The 18,528-nt window shown below is 66.1% G+C and carries 17 protein-coding genes; 7 read left to right on the top strand and 10 right to left on the bottom strand.

Annotated elements, in window-relative coordinates:
- Positions 1 to 38: 38 nt before the first annotated feature.
- The 4 genes from pyk to QCE88_RS03925 all read right to left on the bottom strand — a co-directional run bounded on the left by pyk (position 39) and on the right by QCE88_RS03925 (position 4,509).
- The gene (pyk, locus tag QCE88_RS03940; RefSeq protein ID WP_409018037.1) at positions 39 to 1,850 is read right to left on the bottom strand and encodes a pyruvate kinase; all 1,812 of its coding nucleotides are present in this window, start codon (positions 1,848 to 1,850) and stop codon (positions 39 to 41) included.
- A 4-nt stretch (positions 1,851 to 1,854) separates the two neighbouring features.
- The gene (locus QCE88_RS03935; protein ID WP_309899346.1) at positions 1,855 to 3,051 is read right to left on the bottom strand and encodes a phosphoglycerate kinase; all 1,197 of its coding nucleotides are present in this window, start codon (positions 3,049 to 3,051) and stop codon (positions 1,855 to 1,857) included.
- Between the two features lie 388 nt (positions 3,052 to 3,439).
- The gene (locus tag QCE88_RS03930) at positions 3,440 to 3,763 is read right to left on the bottom strand and encodes an AzlD domain-containing protein (RefSeq protein WP_309899344.1); all 324 of its coding nucleotides are present in this window, start codon (positions 3,761 to 3,763) and stop codon (positions 3,440 to 3,442) included.
- The gene (locus QCE88_RS03925) at positions 3,760 to 4,509 is read right to left on the bottom strand and encodes an AzlC family ABC transporter permease (protein ID WP_309903385.1); all 750 of its coding nucleotides are present in this window, start codon (positions 4,507 to 4,509) and stop codon (positions 3,760 to 3,762) included. Before QCE88_RS03925 ends, QCE88_RS03930 begins: the two co-directional genes overlap by 4 nt.
- 385 nt (positions 4,510 to 4,894) lie before the next feature.
- Between QCE88_RS03925 and QCE88_RS03920 the strand changes: the two genes are divergently transcribed.
- From QCE88_RS03920 to QCE88_RS03895, 6 genes are all read left to right on the top strand, one after another.
- Positions 4,895 to 5,815 (top strand): branched-chain amino acid transaminase, encoded by a 921-nt coding sequence (locus QCE88_RS03920; RefSeq protein WP_309899343.1) that lies wholly within the window; start codon positions 4,895 to 4,897, stop codon positions 5,813 to 5,815.
- A gap of 110 nt (positions 5,816 to 5,925) precedes the next feature.
- Positions 5,926 to 6,123, top strand: coding sequence for a zinc-finger domain-containing protein (locus QCE88_RS03915; RefSeq protein ID WP_309807346.1), 198 nt, complete (start codon positions 5,926 to 5,928; stop codon positions 6,121 to 6,123).
- A 139-nt stretch (positions 6,124 to 6,262) separates the two neighbouring features.
- Complete coding sequence (waaF, locus tag QCE88_RS03910; RefSeq protein WP_309899340.1) at positions 6,263 to 7,336, top strand: lipopolysaccharide heptosyltransferase II; 1,074 nt, start codon at positions 6,263 to 6,265, stop codon at positions 7,334 to 7,336.
- 192 nt (positions 7,337 to 7,528) lie between these two features.
- A complete protein-coding gene (locus QCE88_RS03905) occupies positions 7,529 to 7,978 on the top strand; it encodes a nuclear transport factor 2 family protein (protein ID WP_309899338.1) in 450 nt (149 codons plus the stop codon).
- A gap of 42 nt (positions 7,979 to 8,020) precedes the next feature.
- The gene (locus QCE88_RS03900; RefSeq protein ID WP_309899336.1) at positions 8,021 to 9,094 is read left to right on the top strand and encodes an alpha/beta fold hydrolase; all 1,074 of its coding nucleotides are present in this window, start codon (positions 8,021 to 8,023) and stop codon (positions 9,092 to 9,094) included.
- 6 nt (positions 9,095 to 9,100) lie between these two features.
- Positions 9,101 to 9,682, top strand: a complete 582-nt coding sequence (locus QCE88_RS03895; RefSeq protein ID WP_309899334.1) for a DUF2946 family protein — start codon at positions 9,101 to 9,103, stop codon at positions 9,680 to 9,682.
- Here the strand turns inward: QCE88_RS03895 and QCE88_RS03890 are convergent, their stop codons facing one another.
- Entirely contained in the window at positions 9,683 to 11,875 is a 2,193-nt protein-coding gene (locus QCE88_RS03890; RefSeq protein ID WP_309899331.1) for a M48 family metalloprotease, read from the bottom strand.
- A gap of 179 nt (positions 11,876 to 12,054) precedes the next feature.
- Here QCE88_RS03890 and moaC point away from each other — a divergent pair, with 179 nt between their 5' ends.
- The gene (moaC, locus tag QCE88_RS03885; RefSeq protein WP_309899329.1) at positions 12,055 to 12,531 is read left to right on the top strand and encodes a cyclic pyranopterin monophosphate synthase MoaC; all 477 of its coding nucleotides are present in this window, start codon (positions 12,055 to 12,057) and stop codon (positions 12,529 to 12,531) included.
- A gap of 189 nt (positions 12,532 to 12,720) precedes the next feature.
- Here the strand turns inward: moaC and QCE88_RS03880 are convergent, their stop codons facing one another.
- The 5 genes from QCE88_RS03880 to sucC form a co-directional block, all read right to left on the bottom strand.
- Positions 12,721 to 14,526: a Wzy polymerase domain-containing protein gene (locus tag QCE88_RS03880; protein ID WP_309899328.1), complete on the bottom strand. Its 1,806-nt coding sequence runs from the start codon at positions 14,524 to 14,526 to the stop codon at positions 12,721 to 12,723.
- Between the two features lie 214 nt (positions 14,527 to 14,740).
- Positions 14,741 to 15,310: a pilin gene (locus tag QCE88_RS03875; RefSeq protein WP_409018099.1), complete on the bottom strand. Its 570-nt coding sequence runs from the start codon at positions 15,308 to 15,310 to the stop codon at positions 14,741 to 14,743.
- Between the two features lie 142 nt (positions 15,311 to 15,452).
- The gene (locus tag QCE88_RS03870; protein ID WP_309899326.1) at positions 15,453 to 16,163 is read right to left on the bottom strand and encodes a TerC family protein; all 711 of its coding nucleotides are present in this window, start codon (positions 16,161 to 16,163) and stop codon (positions 15,453 to 15,455) included.
- Between the two features lie 124 nt (positions 16,164 to 16,287).
- Entirely contained in the window at positions 16,288 to 17,169 is an 882-nt protein-coding gene (gene sucD, locus QCE88_RS03865) for a succinate--CoA ligase subunit alpha (protein WP_309807333.1), read from the bottom strand.
- Between the two features lie 97 nt (positions 17,170 to 17,266).
- Positions 17,267 to 18,448: an ADP-forming succinate--CoA ligase subunit beta gene (gene sucC, locus QCE88_RS03860; protein ID WP_309903381.1), complete on the bottom strand. Its 1,182-nt coding sequence runs from the start codon at positions 18,446 to 18,448 to the stop codon at positions 17,267 to 17,269.
- Between the last annotated feature and the right edge of the window lie 80 nt (positions 18,449 to 18,528).

The raw sequence follows: 18,528 nt of genomic DNA, 5'->3' as shown, positions 1-18,528 counted from the left end.
TCCGTCTGTCTTGCGCGCTTATTTCCTGCGCATGTTGCCTAGATGTGATCGCCCACGCGTACGATCTTCAGCGTGTTGGTGCCGCCCGCCGCGCCCATCGGCTCGCCGACCGTCAGCACGACCATGTCGCCGCGCGCCGCATAGCCCTTCGACACCACCACTTCCAGCGCCTGATTCAGCGCGGCATCGCGGTCCATGTTGGTGTCGACGTGCAGCGAGGTCACGTTGCGGTACAGCGCCATCGTGCGTTCGCTGGAAACGCGCGGCGTCAGCGCGAAGATCGGCACATGGGTCCAGTGACGCGACATCCACAGCGCCGTGGAGCCCGATTCCGTCAGCGCCACGACCGCCTTGGCGCCCAGGTGGAACGCGGTGAACAGCGCGCCCATCGCAATGGACTGGTCGATGCGCGTGAACGTGCGGTCCAGGAAATCGCGGTCCAGCTGCGACTCCTCCGACTTCTCCGCCTCGATACACACGGCCGCCATCGTCTCGATGGTCGTCACCGGATACTTGCCGGCCGCGGTTTCGGCGGACAGCATCACGGCGTCGGTGCCGTCGAGCACGGCGTTCGCCACGTCGGACACTTCGGCGCGCGTCGGCACGGGCGCGTGGATCATCGACTCCATCATCTGCGTGGCGGTGATCACGAGCTTGTTCGACTCGCGCGCCATGCGGATCATGCGCTTCTGCAGTGCCGGCACCGCCGCGTTGCCGACTTCCACGGCCAGATCGCCGCGCGCGACCATGATGCCGTCGGACGCGTCGAGAATGCCCTGCAGCGCCGGAATGGCTTCGGCGCGCTCGATCTTCGCGATCATCTTCGGCTTGATGCCGTACGGCGCGCCCGCGATGTTCGCGAGTTGCCGGGCCATTTCCATGTCGGTCGCGTTCTTCGGGAACGACACCGCGACGAAGTCCGCGCCGAGCGACATCGCCGTCTTGATGTCCTCCATGTCCTTCTCGGTCAGCGCGGGCGCCGTGAGGCCGCCGCCCTGGCGGTTGATGCCCTTGTTGTTGGACAGCTCGCCGCCCACTTTCACGACCGTATGGATTTCCTCACCGATCACGCGCGTTACGTCGAGCACGATCAGGCCGTCGTTCAGCAATAGCGTGTCGCCGGCACGCAGGTCGCGCGGCAGATCCTTGTAGTCGAGGCCAACGCGCTCGTTGCTGCCGAGCGGGCAGTTGGCGTCGAGGATGAACGGCTCGCCCGCGACCAGCATGATCTTGCCGTTCTCGAACTTGCCGACGCGGATCTTCGGGCCTTGCAGGTCCGCCATGATCGCGACTTCGCGGCCAATCTGGCGCGCCGCGTCGCGCACGATCTCGGCGCGCTGGCGATGGTCGTCGGCGGTGCCGTGGGAGAAGTTGAAACGAACGACGTCGAGGCCGGCCTGCAGCATTTGCAGCAGGATGTCCGGGCTCGTCGAAGCCGGACCGATGGTGGCAACAATCTTGGTGGCGCGATGCATGTCTTTCCTCGTCTCTGTAGGAACGCCTGTGTTGAGGCTGCGAGCACGTTGCGCTTGCGATGAGGTGTTGCTCACCGGTTGCGCGCGCGCGCCGGTTCGTGCCGGCGTCGCTTTGTCGATGTCCTTCAATGCGTGGGCCGGCACGCCGCCGATGATGACCGGCGGCGTCGCGGGAATGACGCCCTCGCCGCTGGCTTCCGCCTGCTCCGGCCGGGCCGCTTCGGCGATCACCTGAGCGGCCTCCGCGGCGGCGTCGCTGGTGCCGCCCGCTTCCTGTATGTCTGCCTGTACGTCTGACTTCACGTCTGCCTGCGCGCCGCCGGCTTCCTGCGCGCCCTTCTTGCCTGCCTTCGCCGGACTATTGCGGGCCGCCAACGCCTCAGGCTCCGGCGCGCGATTCGAGCACTTCCACTGCCGGCAGCGTCTTGCCTTCCAGGAATTCGAGGAATGCGCCGCCGCCCGTCGAGATGTAGCTCACCTTGTCGGCGATGTCGTACTTCGCGATGGCCGCGAGCGTGTCGCCGCCGCCCGCGATCGAAAACGCCGACGAGCTGGCGATGGCCTGCGCGAGCGTCTTCGTGCCGTTGCCGAACTGGTCGAACTCGAACACGCCGACCGGGCCGTTCCAGACGATCGTGCCCGCCGTTTCCAGCTGCGCCGCGAGCGCCTTGGCCGTGTCCGGGCCGATGTCGAGGATCATGTCGTCGTCGCTGACGGCAGCGACCGGCTTGGTTTCAGCCTTCGCGGTGGGCGCGAATTCCTTCGCGGTGACGACGTCGCTCGGAATGGGCACCGAGGCGCCGCGCGTGCGCGCCTGCTCGATGATCTCCTTCGCCTCGCCGACCAGATCCTTCTCCGCGAGCGACTTGCCGATGTTGAGGCCCGACGCGACCATGAACGTATTGGCGATGCCGCCGCCGACGATCAGCTGATCCACTTTCTCCGCCAGCGACTTCAGGATGGTGAGCTTGGTGGAGACCTTCGAGCCGGCGACGATCGCCACCAGCGGGCGCTTCGGGTTGCCGAGCGCACGGCCGAGCGCGTCGAGTTCGGCGGCCAGCAGCGGACCCGCGCACGCCACGGCCGCGTACTTCGCGATGCCGTGCGTGGTGGCTTCGGCGCGGTGCGCGGTGCCGAAGGCGTCGTTGACGTAGATGTCGCAGAGCTTCGCCATCTTCTGCGCAAGGCCGTCGTCGTTCTTTTTCTCGCCCTTGTTGCAGCGGCAGTTTTCCAGCAGCACGACCTGGCCGGGTTGCACCTGCACGCCGTCGACCCAGTCGGCGACCAGCGGCACGTCCGCGCCCAGCAGTTCCGACAGGCGCTGCGCCACCGGCGCCAGCGAATCTTCAGGCTTGAACTGGCCTTCGGTCGGACGGCCGAGGTGTGACGTGACCATCACGGCCGCGCCGGCGTCGAGCGCCGCGCGGATCGCCGGGACCGACGCGCGCACGCGCGTATCTTCGGTGATGTTGCCGGCATCGTCTTGCGGCACGTTGAGATCCGCGCGAATGAAGACACGCTTGCCGGAGACTTTGCCTTCGGCGATCAGATCGGTGAAACGCAGTACTTTCGTCATGGGAGTCAACGTAGGTAGAAAAGCGGTTCGGGCGAGAAGACCGGTGGGGAACCGGCCGGTTCGTGGAGTCGCCGCGCACGGGCCGCCGGGCAGGACGGTCCGCGCGCGGATCAGGCTGGCGGCGAGGGCCGCGCGTCGAAAGCGAAGGCGCGGACCATGGGCGGGAGGAAGGAGTCGGACAGCGGCATCCGGCGCGGGCCACCGTCATGCGGGCACGGCAGCCGGTGCGGCCGGGGCGTGCGCGGTGTGGTGGACAACCGTGGCGGGGTGACTGCCGGACACACTTTCGACCTCGCTCACTCGGAAAAGACGCACATTTTAACCGATCACCCTGAATGCTTTTAGCTGGCAATCGATGATGACCCGTATTTGGCGAGGCCCGTTCGCCTCAGGCGACGAGCCGCAGCAGCGTGAACACCAGCATGCCGACGGCGATCGTGCCCATCATGCCGCGCCGCCACAGGTAGTACGCGAGCGCGGCCACCGACGCCCACAGCGCATGATTCGACAGCGCCAGCGAAATGCCCGTGGACGTTTCCAGCAGATCCGGCACGACCACGCCGGTCAGCGCGGCGGCGGGCGCGTAGCGCAGCGCGCGCTGCACGGCGGGCGGCAGCACCATGCGCTCGCCGCCGATCAGGAACAGCGTGCGCGTCAGCGCGGTGACGAGGCACATCGCGATGATCGCCAGCCAGATTTGCAGCGCGCTCATCGGACGGTCCTCGCGCTTTCCGCTTTTGGCGCTTTCGGACGGGCGCGGTCGGCGATCAGGTCCGCCAGCGTGCCGGCGATCAGCGCGGCGAACACCGCCAGTGGCAGGCCCAGCCGGTACGGCAGGTCGAACGACAGCAGCGCGACGACGCTCGCCACCGCCACCGCCGCGAAGGTCGAGCGCGTGGCGATCGCCGAGACGATCAGCGGCAGCAGCGCCAGCGTGCCGGCGAGTTCCAGGCCCCAGTTGTCGGGAATCAGGCTCGCCAGCAGGATGCCGAGCACCGAGGAAATCTGCCAGGAACCCCAGCTGCACGCGACGAGCCCCCAGAAGAACGCTTCCTTGCCGGGTTGCCAGCCCGTCGCGAAGTTTCGCTTCGAGAACATCAGGTAGACGATGTCGCCGTTGAAATAACCGAGCATCAGGCGGCGCTTCAGCGGCAGATAGGAGAAATGCGGCGCGAGGCCGGCGCTGAAGATCACGAAGCGCAGATTGACCATCCCGGCGGTCAGCAGAATGGTCCAGAGCGGCAGCTTGGCGGCGAAGAGCGGCAGCACGGCCAGTTGCGAGGAGCCCGCGTACACCATGACGGTCATGCCGAGCGCCTGGGGCATCGTCAGGACGGACTTGGTCATCGCGATGCCGGTGACGAGGCCCCAGGAGAGCGTGGCCAGGACGGCGGGAGAAAACGTGCGCACGCCCTCGAAAAAGGCGCGGCGATTGGTGTCGGACAGCCGGTCGAACATGGATTCGGGCAAGGCCAGGAGGAAAAGCCGGGCGGTGGGCTTCGGAGCCCAAGGCTCACCCGTTTGAGCGTCTGCCCGGACAAGCCGCCGGAAGTTTTCGACCGCGCGGTTCGGCTGCGGCGATCGACGAAGCAGGCAAGCCGCGGCGAAAGGCAAATTATAGCGTCGTGAAAGACGCGCCCAGATCGGTTTCGTTGCGAAAAGACGCTAAAATGACGCTCTTTCGCCGCCTTTGCGCCTCGGGCGCGCGTTCCTCCCGCTGGCATGTCCCAGTCTGCGCCGCAGGAACCGCACGAAAACCCGCACGCAAACCCGCGCACGAGCGCCGTCCCTCACCGCCGGGCGGCCCGCCCGACCCCACTTGAACGAGAGCTAGGAGAACCGTATGTCAATGGCCGACCGCGACGGCAAGATCTGGATGGATGGCAAGCTGATCGACTGGCGTGATGCCAAGATCCACGTCCTGACGCACACGTTGCACTACGGCATGGGCGTATTCGAAGGCGTGCGCGCGTACAAGACCGCGCAGGGCACCGCCATTTTCCGCCTGAAGGAACACACGAAGCGCCTGCTCAACTCGGCCAAGATCTTCCAGATGGACGTGCCGTTCGACCAGGCCACGCTCGAAGCAGCGCAGCTCGAAGTCGTGAAGGAAAACAATCTGGAAACGTGCTACCTGCGCCCGATCATCTGGGTGGGTTCAGAAAAGCTGGGCGTCTCGGCCAAGGGCAACACCATCCACGTGGCCATCGCGGCGTGGCCGTGGGGCGCGTATCTCGGCGAAGACGGCCTGAACCAGGGCATTCGCGTGAAAACGTCATCGTTCACGCGCCATCATGTCAACGTGTCGATGGTGCGCGCCAAGGCATCCGGCTGGTACGTGAATTCGATTCTCGCCAACCAGGAAGCCGTCACGGACGGTTATGACGAAGCGCTGCTGCTCGACGTCGACGGCTACGTCTCGGAAGGTTCGGGCGAAAACTTCTTCCTCGTGAACAACGGCAAGATCTACACGCCCGATCTGGCCTCGTGCCTGGACGGCATCACGCGCGACACGGTCATCACGCTGGCGCGCGACTTCGGCATTCCGGTGATCGAGAAGCGCATCACGCGCGACGAGGTCTACACCTGCGACGAAGCCTTCTTCACCGGCACCGCCGCCGAAGTGACGCCCATCCGCGAACTGGACAACCGCACCATCGGCGCCGGCAAGCGCGGCCCGATCACCGAGAAGCTGCAAAGCGCCTTCTTCGACGTGGTCGGCGGCAAGAACGAGAAGTACGCGAGCTGGCTCTCGAAGGTCTGAGCGAGGCTTCCTTCGACACGGCGGGCGCGCGCGTCCGCCTTGTTCCGCCCGCTCCGGCCCGCAACGCAACGCAACGCAACGCAACGCACGACACCTGATACGAGATAGCAATGAGCGACCTGAAGGAAATGCCGCTGGTGGAACTGACCGCCAAGGACCTGCCCGCTTTCTGCCCGAACCCGAAGATGCAGCGCTGGAGCACGCACCCGCGCGTGTTCATCGACGTGACGCACGGCGAAGCGCGCTGTCCCTACTGCGGCACGCGCTACAAGCTGAAAGACGGCGAAGTGATCAAGGGCGGCCACTGACGCCTTCCGACCTCCGCGCGGGCAGCCCCCGGCGCTCACCCGCCGGGCACGTGCCCGCGGCTTCACACGACCCACGACACCCGACGACCCGCCCCAAGACGACGGGCCGCGTTTCTTTTTTGAGATCGGATAAAGACAGATGCGCCGCGCGCTGGTTATAGCACCGAACTGGATCGGTGACGCATTGATGGCGCAGCCGCTTTTCACGCTTCTGCGCAAGCTGCATCCGCGCATCGCGATCGATGCCGTCGCGCCTTCCTGGGTCGCGCCCGTGCTCGAGCGCATGCCCGAGATTCGCGACGTCTACGCCACGGACCTGGCGCACGGCAAGCTGCAATTGCTGCGCCGCTGGCAGCTGGCGAGCGACCTGCGCGATGTCGGCTACGACGCCGCCTACGTGCTGCCCAACTCCGTGAAGTCCGCGCTGATTCCGTGGATGGCGGGCATCAACCTGCGTATCGGCTACAAGGGCGAAAGCCGCTACGGCTTGCTGAACGTGCGGCACGCGAATCCGCCGAAGTCCGAGCGCCCGCCGATGACCGCGCATTACGCGGCGCTCGCCTACGCGCCCGGCGCGAAGCTGCCGTTCGTCGACCGCTTCGCGCAGCCCGAGGCCGCCGCCCGTCCCGACGCGCAGACGCTGCCGGTGCCGCGCCTCGAATCCGATCCGAACGAAGCCGCGCGCGTCTCGGCGCGCTTCAATCTGGATACGCGCACGCCGCTCGTCGTGTTCTGCCCGGGCGCGGAGTACGGCCCGGCCAAGCGCTGGCCGCCCGAGCACTTTGCGTCGCTTGCGCAGTTCATCGCGCAGTCGTTCCCGTATGCGCGGATCGTCGCGCTGGGTTCGAAGAAGGACGCGCCGATCGCGCAGGCCATCGCGGACCGCGCGCCCAACGTGCGCAACCTGTGCGGCCAGACTTCGCTCGGCGAAGCCTGCGCGCTGATTTCACGGGCGAGCGCGGTCGTCACCAACGATTCCGGCCTGATGCATGTCGCGGCGGCGTCGCGACGGCCGCTGGTCGCGGTCTACGGCTCGACCGACCCGCGCCATACGCCGCCCTTGTCCGATCTCGCAAAGGTACAATGGCTGCATCTTGAATGCAGTCCGTGCTTTGCCCGCGAGTGCCCGCTCGGCCATCTGAACTGCCTTCGCGAACTCACCGCCGAACAGGTTTTCGGCGACTTGCGCGGCATGCTGCTCGCGCATCGCTGAAATCCTCCCGGTACGGAAGTTTCAGCCGGTTTCGGGCGGTTAGCCGCCGTGTGTGCGGGCGCGGACACGCGAATGTCTCCGAACGGGGGCATGCTTTGACCAATGACTGATGCAGCGCGCCGCCCTGCCGCCACCCGCGGCAGCCAATCGTCACCGGCGGCGCCCGCGTCGAAAGCCAGAGACCCACGAGCCATGCCACGTTTCGCCCGCCTCTTCGAAGCCGCCGCCGATACTCTCAATGCCTACTATCAGGCCGTCGCGGACAACAGCATCGACGCGGTCATGTCGCTGTGGCTCGACGAGGAATTCGCCACGTGCGTCTGCCCGGACGGTACGCATCTGCACGGGCTGGAGAGCATCCGCGCGGGTCTCGGCAAGCAATTCGAAGCGCAGCCGGGGACCATCGAGCCGCTCGACATCCGCGTGTACGACAGCCTCGGTACGGTCGTCTACGCGATTGCGGAGGCGCATCAGCCGGCGGCGGCGTCGAACGGCGTGCCGCGCATGGTCTACACGACCTACGTGATGGTTCACGAGCGTGGCGAATGGCGTATCGCGCACATCCACGCGAGCGCCATGCCGATGGAAACAGCGGGACAGTTCGCCGCCAAGATGCGGCACGGTCAGGGACCGCTGCATTAAGAATAATGAAGCGCTGAACAAGACGTTCGTCGGGGAGGGGCCATGAAGCGCGATCCGTTGTTGACACACGATTCGTCGTTCGTGGATAAAGCGCCTGCCATCGCACTGCGCGACGCCGCGCGGGCCCTCACGCCGGGCGCGGCGGACTGGCTCTACAGTGCGCCGCGCTGGCTGCCGACGAGCCATGCGCAAACCATCGTGCCCGCGCTGTTCGGCCGCAAGCCCGTCGTGCAGTACCGGCGCGAGCGCTGGGACACGCCGGACGGCGATTTCGTCGACCTCGACTTCCTCGCGCACGACCCGGCTTCCGCACCCGCCGCGACCGCCCCGCTCTTCGTGCTGTTCCACGGCCTCGAAGGCAACTCCGACTCCCACTACGCCCGCACGATGATGGCCGCCGCCCAGGCGCGCGGCTGGCACGGCGTGGTTCCGCATTTCCGCAGTTGCAGCGGGCCGTTGAACCTGTTGCCGCGCTTCTATCATCTCGCCGACGGCGCCGAGGCCGACTGGATCCTGCGGCGGCTCGCGCAGCGGCATCGCGGGCCGATCGTCGCGGCGGGGGTCTCGCTCGGCGGCAACGTGCTGTTGCACTGGCTGTGCGAACGCGGCAGCGACGCGTCGATCATCCGTGCGGCGGCCGCGATCTCCGCGCCGCTCGATGTCCACGCGGGCGGCGAAGCAATTTCGAGCGGTTTCGGCATGGTGTACACGCGCAGCTTCCTCAAGTCGCTGAAGAAGAAAGCGCTGGCGAAGCTCGGCCAGTATCCCGGCCTCTACGACCGCGAGGCCGTGATCGCCGCCCGCACGCTGTACGAGTTCGACAACGTGGTCACCGCGCCCGTGCACGGTTTCCGCGACACCAACCACTATTGGTCGACTGCTACCGTGCGCGCTCATCTGAAGCATGTGGAGGTGCCCGCGTTGCTGCTGAACGCGCGCAACGACCCTTTCCTGCCGGAATTCGCGCTGCCGTCGCAAGCGGAAGTCTCGGCGCGCGTCACGCTCGACCAGCCGAATCACGGCGGACACGTCGGCTTTATGACCGGGCCGTTTCCGGGCCGGATCGACTGGCTGTCGCAGCGCGTGTTCGGCTATCTGGAGCACTTCGTTTCGTGATCGATCATGGATGACATCGTCAGGCAGGCACTCGCCAAATGGCCCAACGTGCCGCATTGCACGGGCTGGCTCATGCTGGACCGGCGCGGCCAGTGGCGCATGCGCGACGACGCCGCGCAGGCCGCCGGAGAACTTGGCACGCCGATTCGCCACGAGGCGCTGCTCGGCTTCATCAACCGCAACTACGAACGTGACGCCGAAGGTCAGTGGTTCTTTCAGAACGGGCCGCAGCGCGTGTATGTCGAACTGGGCTATACCCCGTGGATCGTGCGTCTGCTGGAGGTGGACGGGAGTGTGCGCCTGACGGACCAGGCGGGCGCCGACTTCGAACCGGCGCGCGCGTGGCTGGATGACGAAGGCAACATCCTGTTCTCGGACGACGCCGCGCCCGCGCGCATCGCCGCGCTGCACGACCATGATCTCGAACTCTTCGCGAACCATGCTTCGCTCGACGAAGCCGGCGCGAGCGGCGTGTTCCACTGGCGCGACGGCGCCGATCTCCCCGTCTGCCCGATCGCGCGCGCGCAGGTCGCGGAACGCTTTGACTTCGTCGCGAGTCCTGCGGGGCGGGCCGCGGCGGCGGCCTGATTAGCCGTTTTTCTCCTGTTCGCGCTCTTCCTTGTAGCGTGTCTCGAAGTCGTGCAGACGCGCCGAGATGGCGGACAGATCGTAGAAGCTCGCGTTCTTCACGTCGCGCGCCTCCTTCAGCTGACGGATCGCGGACGGCCACGCGCCGTCCAGCGCGAGCTTTTCCGCCATGGCCTGATGCTGTTGCAACGGGTCGTTGAGCCCCTTGCTCGCCTGCGCGAGATAGAGCCACCAATCGGGGCGCGCCGGTTCCGCGTGGGTTTCCTCGCGCGCCAACGTCTGCGCTTCGCCGTAGCGGTGCGCGGCCAGCAGCGATTGCAACTGCACATCCAGCGCGGCATGGGACTCGGGCCAGCGTTTTCGGGCGTTCGCTGCTAGCCGGATGGCATCGTCCAGCCGGCCGGCGCGCCGGGCGATGTCGGCGGCGAGTACGTCGAGGCTTGGCGAACTGCGAACGAGCGCCGGAGCGGCCGGCGGTTTCGGCACGGGTGCGGCGCCTCCCTCGATACGCACCGGCGCCAACGCAATATCGCCTACGGAGCGCGCCTGAGGCACCGACGCAGGCTTCGGCTGCGCGGGAACGCGGCCGAGGTCGAGCGACGCGTGCGCGCGGTCGAGCGGTGTCGCGATCATCAGCGAATCTGCATTGCGCAGCGACGGGCTCGCATCGGCGACGGTGGCGGTCGGGGTTGCAGTGCGCGGCGGCGTCATGGGCCTCGCACCCGATGCCGCCGTGCCCGTCCCCTTCGCGACTTCCTGCCGAACCTGCGCCGACGCCGCCGCGCTGCTCGCTTCCTCACCTTCGAACAGCTTGCGCGCCCGGGCGAGCGCTTCGTCGGCGGCGGGGTAATCGCCGGTCAGCGATTGCGCCAACCCAATCCCATACCAGTTCGCGGCAGGATTCAGCGCGGTCTGATCGTCGATTTCGGCCTTGAGGCGGCTGGCCACCTCGCGATAGTCGCTCGTGAAATTCACTTGCAGCACCCGCGCGCGGGCACGCACGAACGCGTATTCGGTCGATTGACGCGGCTGCCGGTACGGCACACGCCGCGCGCGGCCTTCCATGTCCGCGATGCGCTCGGTCGTGAGCGGATGCGTGCGCACATAGGGCGGCACGCCGTTGTCGGCCATCGACGAGCGGTCGAGGCGTTCGAAGAACGCGGCCATTGCGTAGGGATCGTAGCCGGCCGCCGCCAGCATCTGGAAACCGACGCGATCGGCCTCGTGCTCGGCCGCGCGCGAGAAGCGCAGCTGGTTGTCGACGGCCAGCGCCTGGCCGCCCATCGCGAGGCCCATGCCGAGGTCGCCGCTGTGCGCGAGCAGGCCCGCGAGCAGGCCGGCCAGCATGCCGGCGAGCGCGGTGTACGTGTTCTTTTCCTGCGCACCGAGCATGCGCGCGATGTGGCGCTGGAGCACATGCCCCATTTCATGACCGATGACCGATGCCAGCTCCGATTCGGTCTGGGTCGCCGCGATCAGCCCCGTATTCACGCCGATGAAACCGCCAGGCATGGAAAACGCGTTGATCTGGGCGTCGCGTACGGCAAACAGGTCGAAGTCCGGCCGATAGCCGCCGAGATACTGCGTCGCGGCTGCGGCGGACAGCTTGGAGGAAACGGAGTCGAGGTAGTCGCGGATCAGCCAGTCGTCGAGATAGTCGGGGTCGGCGCGAACTTCGCGCATTGCCCGTTCGCCGACGCGGCGCTCGGCTTGCGGTGTCAGCGAGCCGCCGGAGCCGTCGCCGAGATCGGGGAGTTGCACCGATGAGAGCGGCGCGCGCAGGCCGGACATCGTGCCCGGCCGGTTGGCGAAGCGGCTTTCCGCGCCGCCATAGACGCCGAAGACGCCCTCCGCGACGTTGCCGGGTAAGTCGCCGGGGTTGCTGCCTTCCTGCGTCGAGCGCAGTTGCGACGCGGCCAGCGTCCCGGTGCCGCCGATCGTATTCGTGGTGGGCGTGGTGGGCGCGACGTTCGTGGCATTCGCGCGGTTTGCGCCGTTCGTGGCGTTCGTGGCGTTCGTGACGTTCGTGACGTTCGTGGCGTTCGTGGCGTTCGTGGCGTTCATGGCGCTCGTGGCGTTCGCGCCGTTCGCGCTCCCGACAGGCACGGCGGATTGCGCCAGCGCGGCGGGCGGCGTGGCGAGGGCCAGACACAGCAGGAAGACGAGCACGCGGCTCGGACGTGTCGAGGGCATGACGCGAAGGCGATGCGGAACCGGCGATCGGATGGAAAAAAGGAACGGGCTTATCGTATCAAGTGTAGAGCGCGCGGCGGCCGAACTTGCCGCCTGAGTGTTGATGCAACCGAGGTCAGCGGGCGGAAACCGCGCCTCTTCACGCTGTTATGATAGGCGCCCATTTCGAAGGAGACGCCATGTCCGGACTCACCCATTTCGATGCCGCCGGCGAGGCGCACATGGTCGACGTCGGCGCGAAAGACGAGACGCGCCGTATCGCGGTTGCGCGCGGGTCGATTGTGATGCTCGACGCCACGCTCACGCTGATTCGCGAAGGCCGCGCGAAGAAAGGCGATGTGCTGGGCGTCGCGCGCATCGCCGCAATCCAGGGCGCGAAGCGCACCGCCGACCTGATCCCGTTATGCCATCCGCTGGCGCTTACGCGGGTTGCGGTAGATTTTTCGATCGACGAGACGCTTCCCGGCGTGCATTGCGAAGTGCGCGTGGAGACGGTGGGACGGACCGGCGTGGAGATGGAAGCGCTGACCGCCGTGCAGGTCGGATTGCTGACGATTTATGACATGTGTAAAGCGGTCGATCGCGGCATGACCATCAACAACGTGCGGGTCATGGAGAAGCATGGAGGGAAGTCGGGGGATTGGGTGGCGGATTGATCGTGCCTGTTCCGGGATCCGACGCCGCTCGCGTCAAACCGGCATGAGCAAAGCGGCCGCTTTGCTCATCAACTGTCGCTGACCTGCTCGCCCATTCCGTGCCGCAGCGGTGCAGGCCGCGAGCGCGCCGGACGCACCGCCGTCTACGCGCTGTGAAAACGCAGCCTTGCCCGCATCAATTTCCGGGCCTCATTCACTGTCCTCATCATCTGCCGAAGGCGGCTCCTCCTTCGGCGTCCCATACAACCTGACCAGATCCGCCTTGAACGCCGTAAGCGGCGTACCGACCTCATCGATCAATCCATACACCGCCGCCAGTTGCTTGGGCCAGTCATGCAACTCGGTAGCGAAGATCTTGAGTCGCGCCATCGTATCGAGCGCCTCGGCCTTCTGTCCGGCGAGCGCCTGAAGCACCGCATAACGGCGCAGCACCGTCTCGCCCGGCAACAGCGCGATCGCCTTCCGGTGCGCCGCAAGCTTCGCCTGCACGTTTTGCGCGTTGATGGGCAAGAGCGTCGCCGCCCCGTACTCGCCCCACGCCGTGAACAGGAACGACGGCGCGTCACGATATTGCTCCGCCGGCCGCGATCCGTAATACAGCACCTCGGCGCGGTTATAGTCGCGCAGTGTCGGATACAGCGCGGCCAGCCCGCCCAGCACCAGCACGACATACACGCCGTACGACACCGGCCGCGCGACGAGCCGTAAGGGCCGCGTGTCCAGCAGGCCGATGACGAGCATCGCCGGCATCAGGAAGAACATGTACTGCTGCGGATATTCGACGAGCGCATGCATCATCAGCACGCCAAGCAGCGACAGCCCGAAAATGCGCGCCGGCGTATGCGGCGCCCGCAGCACGCGAATCAGCCAGAACGCGACGCCCGCCACGAGGATCGCCATGCCGAGGACGCCCGTCTTCGCGAGCAGGTCGATGAAGATGTCGTGCGCGTTGTTGGCGATCTCGACGCCGCCGAGATCGCGCACGAGGTCGAACTGATAGCGCGGAAATTCCCCCCAGCCGACGCCCAGCAGCGGATGCGTCCTGAACATCGTCCAGCCGTACTTCCACAGCGCAAGACGCGGCGCGATCTGGTTCGCGTCCTGCATGCGTTCCGCCGCCGACTGCGCCAGGCCGAAGTCGTAACGGGTATTCGCCCAGCGCACCGCCGCATTGACCACGAAGAACAAAACAGCGAGCACCAGCGGCACGAGCCACGCCCGCAGGTCGCGCTTGCCCGGTCCGTCGAAACCGTCCGAGGCGCGCGGCCTTCCCTGCACGAACGCCATCCACAAGCCGCCGACGACGATCACCGCCGTCTGCAGCCACGGCCCGCGCGACACGGTCAACGCCAGCCCGAGCGAATACACCACCGACACCGCCACCCACACCACCAGCGGCAGCCGACGCGTCTGCACGAAGAACAGCGCGCCCGCCATGGCGAAGGCAATGACCGTGGCCAGGTGATTCGCCTGCGCCATGTTGCCGAACGGACGCCGCTCGATCATGACGTTGTAGGCCACCACGAAGGGCGTGAACTTCACCTCGAGATGAAACAGCTGCACGACCTGGCAAAACACCGCAAACAGTCCGCCGAGCATCAGCGCCGCCGCGCCGACGCGCAGCGTCTTCTCGCCGAGCCCTGCGCGCACCAGCCCGAAGCCCGTATGCACGGCGACGAACGACGCCAGCAGATAAGCGCCGCCCAGCCAGTTCATGGAAGGCTGCGCGATCGGCAGCAAAACGGTCTGGGCCACCAGCAGCACGCCAAAAGCGAGCGGCATCAGTGCGACGACGGGCGAGGCGAACGACACCTTCGGCTCCGCCACGCGCACCAGCAGCGCCACTGTCGCGCCGAGCGCCAGGTAGAGCGCAAGCGCGCTGTATTCGGCGTAGAAAGTCGGGATCGGATACGTGTGGTTGACGACGGCGAACGGGATCGTCAGCGCCAGACACAGGACCGCAAAACAAAGGTAACGCGCGAATTGGGAAGGCATGAGGAACTGGGAACGTCGGGAACCGGCGCACTATACAAAACTTTGCCCCCGCTGTCCGTCGAACCAACGGAATTACGACGAAAAGCCCGCCTTTGCCGCAAAAACGACCCGCAGGGCGCGGCGGCCCCGTAATTGCTGCCGCCGCACTTCGATGCTTGCTCCACAACCGTGTCCCGCTTCGCGCCGCTCGACTCATGCGCCTGTCACGTGCCCATCAAGCGCGGCACTCCGGCGGCGCGAGATTGGCCGCCAAGGTGGGCGGATCGACCGGCAACGGTCCCGAGCCCGGCGCCGGCAAGGACGAAACCGTCTTCGCCGCCGCAAAGCATTCCCACGTGACCGACCCCGCCTGCACCACGCCACGACTCAGCGTCACGCGTGCGGTGGGCGTCTCGGCGTTGTCCGGCGTGGACGGCACCAGCACGAGCGTATTCGAGCCCGCCGGCGCGACACGGGTCGAATACGCGATGGTGATCTGCCCCGTGTCGCTATCGACGTGAATGGACTCGACATTGCGCGTACCCGGTGGCGACGCGTAGCCGCCCGCGAAGTCGGCGCCGCTGGCCGCGTTCTCGGCCACCGCCAGCCGTGCCGATGCCGCCAGCGCGATGCCCTCGCCCACCCGGCTGCGCGCCAGATAATCCTGATAGGCAGGAATCGCGTAGGCCGCGACCACGCCCACGATCGCCAGCACGATCATCAGTTCGATGAGCGTAAAGCCCCGCACCAGCATGTCCCTTGCCCGTCCCAACCACCACACGCGCGGCTCGCGCGGCGCGTGCATCACACCCAGCACCAACGTTGTCATCTCTGCTCCCGGAAAACGAAAAAAGCGCCCCGCCGCGCAATGCGGACAGGACGCTTCGATCGTATTCAGAGCAAGCCGCAGGCGACAGTCGTCCGAATGGCCAAAGTCCAACACGGCCTCAGCCCGCCGCACGTCTCCCCGCTTCGAGCGCCCGGCGCTTGAGCAACCATCCAAGGGCGACAACCAGCACCGCGCCGGCCACCCGCCCCGCGTAAATGGCGAAATCGGTGTTGAGCGCGGGCCAGCGGTCGATGAACGGATCGTCGATGATCAGGCCGCCCGCAATCCAGCCCAGCAGCCCCGCGCCGAGCAGCACGACCATCGGAAAGCGGTCGATCAGCTTAAGCACCAGCGTGCTGCCCCACACGATCAGCGGAATGCTGACAACCAGCCCGAAGATCACCAGCGTCAGCCGATGACGCGGATCCGCCGCCTCCGCCGCGCCCGCGATGGCGATCACGTTGTCGAGGCTCATCACGGCATCCGCGACGATGATGGTCTTCACCGCGGCCCAGAGACGATCGGATGCATTGATCTCGTGCTCGCCGTGCTCCGGCTGGAGCAGTTTCACGCCGATCCACAGCAGCAGCAGGCCGCCGACGAACTTGAGGAACGGAATGTCCAGCAGCAGCACCGCGAAGGCGATCAGCACGACGCGCAGGATGATGGCGCCGAGCGTGCCCAGCACGATGCCGCGCGTGCGCTGGCGGTCCGGCAGATTGCGGCACGCGAGCGCGATGACGACGGCGTTGTCGCCGCCAAGGAGGATGTCGATCACGATGATCTGGACGACCGCCCCCCAGTGAAGCGTAGAGAAGAATTCGAGCATGGTGCAGAGCGAAGACAGAGGCCGAAAAAAAAGCGAGGAAGCAACGCTCCCTCGCTTGGTATCGGCTCATACGAAAGGAATCAGTAAGAGTACCAAACCCTCGCGTAGTTTGTCCGCATCGGTCTTAGATGACCGACTTCAGCAGACGGCCCATTTCCGACGGATTCTTCGTGACCTTGATGCCGCACGCGTCCATGATTTCGAGCTTGGCGTCCGCCGTGTCCGCACCGCCCGAGATCAGCGCGCCTGCGTGGCCCATGCGCTTGCCCGGAGGCGCCGTGACGCCCGCGATGAAGCCAACCACCGGCTTCTTCATGTTGTCCTTGATCCAGTAAGCCGCGTTGGCTTCGTCCGGACCGCCGATCTCGCCGATCATGATGACGGCGTCCGTATCCGGATCGTCGTTGAACATCTTCATCACGTCGATGTGCTTCAGACCGTTGATCGGATCGCCGCCGATACCGACCGCCGACGACTGGCCAAGACCCAGCGCCGTCAGCTGACCGACGGCTTCATACGTCAGCGTGCCCGAGCGCGACACCACGCCAATGCGGCCCTTCTTGTGGATGTGACCCGGCATGATGCCGATCTTCAGCTCGTCCGGCGTGATCGTGCCGGGGCAGTTCGGTCCGAGCAGCAGCGTCTTGCGATTTTCGCGGCGCATGCGGTCCTTGATTTCCAGCATGTCGCGAACCGGAATGCCTTCCGTGATGCAGATCGCGAGATCGAGATCGGCTTCGACGGCTTCCCAGATCGCCGCGGCAGCGCCCGCGGGCGGCACGTAGATCACCGAAACCGTGGCGCCGGTTTCAGACTTTGCTTCCTTGACGGACGCGTAAATGGGGATGCCTTCGAAATCTTCGCCCGCGCGCTTCGGGTTCACACCTGCGACGTAGGCTTCACGGCCGTTCGCGTATTCGCGGCAGGCGCGCGTATGGAACTGACCGGTCTTGCCGGTGATGCCCTGCGTGATGACCTTCGTGTCTTTGTTGATCAGAATCGACATGTAGTGACCTCTGTTCGTTTGGCGTCGCCAAGGCCTGGGCCCCGCGCCGCCATTCGTATCTGGTGGAACGCTCTTCTAAGGCAGACAGCGCGTGCGCTTACTTGCCTTCGGCAGCCGCGACGACCTTCTGCGCAGCTTCTTCCATGCTGTCGGCCGAAATGATCGGCAGGCCCGAGTCCGCCAGCATCTTCTTGCCGAGGTCCTCGTTCGTGCCCTTCATGCGCACGACCAGCGGCACCTTCAGGTCCACCGCCTTCGACGCGACCATCACGCCTTCCGCGATCACGTCGCAGCGCATGATGCCGCCGAAGATGTTCACGAGGATCGCCTTCAGGTTCGGGTTCTTCAGCATCAGCTTGAAGGCTTCCGTGACCTTCTCGGTCGTGGCGCCGCCGCCGACGTCGAGGAAGTTGGCCGGCTCGCCGCCGAACAGCTTGATGGTGTCCATCGTGGCCATCGCGAGGCCTGCGCCGTTCACCAGACAGCCGATGTTGCCGTCGAGCGAGATGTACGCGAGGTCGAACTTCGACGCTTCGACTTCAGCCGGATCTTCTTCGTCCAGATCGCGGTACGCGACGATTTCCGGATGACGGAACAGCGCGTTCGCGTCGAAGTTGAACTTGGCGTCGAGCGCGATGACCTTGCCGTTGCCGGTCACGATCAGCGGGTTGATTTCCGCGAGCGATGCGTCGGTTTCGTAGAACGCCTTGTACAGACCTTGCAGGATCGCGCGCGCTTGCGGGATCGATGCGTCCGGAATGCCGATCTTGCGGGCCAGGTCGTCCGCGTCCTTGTCCTGCAGGCCGGTCGACGGCTCGACGGCGAACTTGTGCAGCAGTTCCGGCGTCTTTTCCGCGACTTCCTCGATGTCCATGCCGCCTTCGCTCGACGCCATCACGACGACCTTCTGCGTCACGCGATCCAGCACGAGGCCGACGTACAGTTCCTTCTTGATGTCCGCGCCTTCTTCGATCAGCAGGCGGTTCACCTTCTGGCCTTCCGGGCCGGTCTGGTGCGTGACGAGCTGCATGCCGAGGATCTGGTTCGCGTACTCGCGGACCTGTTCGATCGACTTCGCGACCTTCACGCCGCCGCCCTTGCCGCGGCCGCCAGCGTGGATCTGCGCCTTGACGACCCAAACCGGGCCGCCCAGCTCTTCCGCGGCCTTGACCGCATCATCCACCGAGAACACGGGTGTGCCGCGCGGGACCGCGACGCCGAATTTCCGCAGGATTTCCTTACCCTGGTACTCGTGAATCTTCATGCGTGATTCCTTCAGTCTGAGAGTTGGAGTGAACTTCTTAGTGTTTGAACCGCTGATTCTTCGATTCTTGTTTGAATGCCGTGCGTCCGCGTGAG

The organism is Caballeronia sp. LZ035 (genome assembly GCF_031451175.1).
In the GTDB taxonomy this organism is placed as follows: domain Bacteria; phylum Pseudomonadota; class Gammaproteobacteria; order Burkholderiales; family Burkholderiaceae; genus Caballeronia.
This window is presented reverse-complemented; position numbering and strand designations above follow the sequence as displayed.

Coding starts and splice junctions, on each gene's coding strand:
- sucD (WP_309807333.1), bottom strand. CDS start 17,169: ATGTCGATTCTGATCAACAAAGACACGAAGGTCATCACGCAGGGCATC.
- QCE88_RS03935 (WP_309899346.1), bottom strand. CDS start 3,051: ATGACGAAAGTACTGCGTTTCACCGATCTGATCGCCGAAGGCAAAGTC.
- moaC (WP_309899329.1), top strand. CDS start 12,055: ATGTCCGGACTCACCCATTTCGATGCCGCCGGCGAGGCGCACATGGTC.
- QCE88_RS03900 (WP_309899336.1), top strand. CDS start 8,021: ATGAAGCGCGATCCGTTGTTGACACACGATTCGTCGTTCGTGGATAAA.
- QCE88_RS03930 (WP_309899344.1), bottom strand. CDS start 3,763: ATGAGCGCGCTGCAAATCTGGCTGGCGATCATCGCGATGTGCCTCGTC.
- waaF (WP_309899340.1), top strand. CDS start 6,263: ATGCGCCGCGCGCTGGTTATAGCACCGAACTGGATCGGTGACGCATTG.
- QCE88_RS03895 (WP_309899334.1), top strand. CDS start 9,101: ATGGATGACATCGTCAGGCAGGCACTCGCCAAATGGCCCAACGTGCCG.
- QCE88_RS03925 (WP_309903385.1), bottom strand. CDS start 4,509: ATGTTCGACCGGCTGTCCGACACCAATCGCCGCGCCTTTTTCGAGGGC.
- QCE88_RS03905 (WP_309899338.1), top strand. CDS start 7,529: ATGCCACGTTTCGCCCGCCTCTTCGAAGCCGCCGCCGATACTCTCAAT.
- QCE88_RS03880 (WP_309899328.1), bottom strand. CDS start 14,526: ATGCCTTCCCAATTCGCGCGTTACCTTTGTTTTGCGGTCCTGTGTCTG.
- QCE88_RS03870 (WP_309899326.1), bottom strand. CDS start 16,163: ATGCTCGAATTCTTCTCTACGCTTCACTGGGGGGCGGTCGTCCAGATC.
- QCE88_RS03915 (WP_309807346.1), top strand. CDS start 5,926: ATGAGCGACCTGAAGGAAATGCCGCTGGTGGAACTGACCGCCAAGGAC.
- QCE88_RS03920 (WP_309899343.1), top strand. CDS start 4,895: ATGTCAATGGCCGACCGCGACGGCAAGATCTGGATGGATGGCAAGCTG.
- QCE88_RS03875 (WP_409018099.1), bottom strand. CDS start 15,310: ATGCACGCGCCGCGCGAGCCGCGCGTGTGGTGGTTGGGACGGGCAAGG.
- QCE88_RS03890 (WP_309899331.1), bottom strand. CDS start 11,875: ATGCCCTCGACACGTCCGAGCCGCGTGCTCGTCTTCCTGCTGTGTCTG.